This is a genomic window from Marinobacterium sp. MBR-109 (genome assembly GCF_040547565.1).
Lineage (GTDB): Bacteria > Pseudomonadota > Gammaproteobacteria > Pseudomonadales > Balneatricaceae > Marinobacterium.
Window position 1 is genome coordinate 1 of the sequence record NZ_JBEPPZ010000021.1, and the last position, 1,848, is coordinate 1,848.

Sequence of the window (1,848 nt, forward strand, 5' to 3'; positions counted from 1 at the left end):
GATCAGGTAATATGTGTGAACGCTTGCCAGAACTTCGCAATCGTTTAAGGAGGTGATCCAGCCCCAGGTTCCCCTAGGGCTACCTTGTTACGACTTCACCCCAGTCATGAATCACACCGTGGTAACCGTCCTCCCGAAGGTTAGACTAGCTACTTCTGGTGCAACCCACTCCCATGGTGTGACGGGCGGTGTGTACAAGGCCCGGGAACGTATTCACCGTGACATTCTGATTCACGATTACTAGCGATTCCGACTTCACGCAGTCGAGTTGCAGACTGCGATCCGGACTACGACCGGTTTTGTGAGATTGGCTTACTCTCGCGAGTTTGCAGCCCTCTGTACCGGCCATTGTAGCACGTGTGTAGCCCTACTCGTAAGGGCCATGATGACTTGACGTCATCCCCACCTTCCTCCGGTTTGTCACCGGCAGTCTCCTTAGAGTTCCCGACATTACTCGCTGGCAAATAAGGATAAGGGTTGCGCTCGTTACGGGACTTAACCCAACATTTCACAACACGAGCTGACGACAGCCATGCAGCACCTGTCTCAGAGTTCCCGAAGGCACCAATCCATCTCTGGAAAGTTCTCTGGATGTCAAGAGTAGGTAAGGTTCTTCGCGTTGCTTCGAATTAAACCACATGCTCCACCGCTTGTGCGGGCCCCCGTCAATTCATTTGAGTTTTAACCTTGCGGCCGTACTCCCCAGGCGGTCAACTTATCGCGTTAGCTTCGCCACTAAAGGATCAAGTCCCCCAACGGCTAGTTGACATCGTTTACGGCGTGGACTACCAGGGTATCTAATCCTGTTTGCTACCCACGCTTTCGCACCTCAGTGTCAGTATCAGTCCAGGCAGTCGCCTTCGCCACTGGTGTTCCTTCCGATCTCTACGCATTTCACCGCTACACCGGAAATTCCACTGCCCTCTACCGTACTCTAGCTCAGCAGTATCAGGTGCAGTTCCCAGGTTGAGCCCGGGGCTTTCACATCTGACTGACTGAACCACCTACGCGCGCTTTACGCCCAGTAATTCCGATTAACGCTCGGACCCTCCGTATTACCGCGGCTGCTGGCACGGAGTTAGCCGGTCCTTCTTCTGCTGTTAACGTCACAGCAAGCGGGTATTAACCACTCGCCTTTCCTCACAGCTGAAAGTGCTTTACAACCCGAAGGCCTTCTTCACACACGCGGCATGGCTGGATCAGGGTTGCCCCCATTGTCCAATATTCCCCACTGCTGCCTCCCGTAGGAGTCTGGGCCGTGTCTCAGTCCCAGTGTGGCTGGTCATCCTCTCAGACCAGCTACGGATCATCGCCTTGGTGAGCCTTTACCTCACCAACAAGCTAATCCGACGCGGGCTCATCTGATAGCGTGAGGTCCGAAGATCCCCCACTTTCCCCCGAAGGGCGTATGCGGTATTAGCAGTCGTTTCCGACTGTTGTCCCCCACTACCAGGTAGATTCCCACGCGTTACTCACCCGTCCGCCGCTCGTCACCCAAGAAGCAAGCTTCTCTGTGCTACCGCTCGACTTGCATGTGTTAGGCCTGCCGCCAGCGTTCAATCTGAGCCATGATCAAACTCTTCAGTTTAAAATCTTGTGAACTTAAAGCTGCAAGCAGCTTCTCGTTCGGCTCAAGGTATTACACAACGCTAAATGAATATTCAGTTAGGTTGCTTGCCTTGATTAAGCTTTGTGTGCTCAATCCTGACAAGCGCCCACACATATTACCTGATCAATTTGTTAAAGAGCGGGCTTGACCAACCGCACCGTTGAACTGCTCGGTGCAACCTGTTGTCTCAAGCGAGGCGCGTATTCTACCGCAGCCCGTTTCAGTGTCAACCGTTTTTT

1 rRNA gene is annotated in these 1,848 nt (G+C 53.3%); it reads right to left on the reverse strand.

Annotated elements, in window-relative coordinates:
- Window positions 1–45 precede the first annotated feature (45 nt).
- Window positions 46–1,588 (reverse strand): 16S ribosomal RNA (locus tag ABIE60_RS16535).
- Window positions 1,589–1,848: the final 260 nt, after the last annotated feature.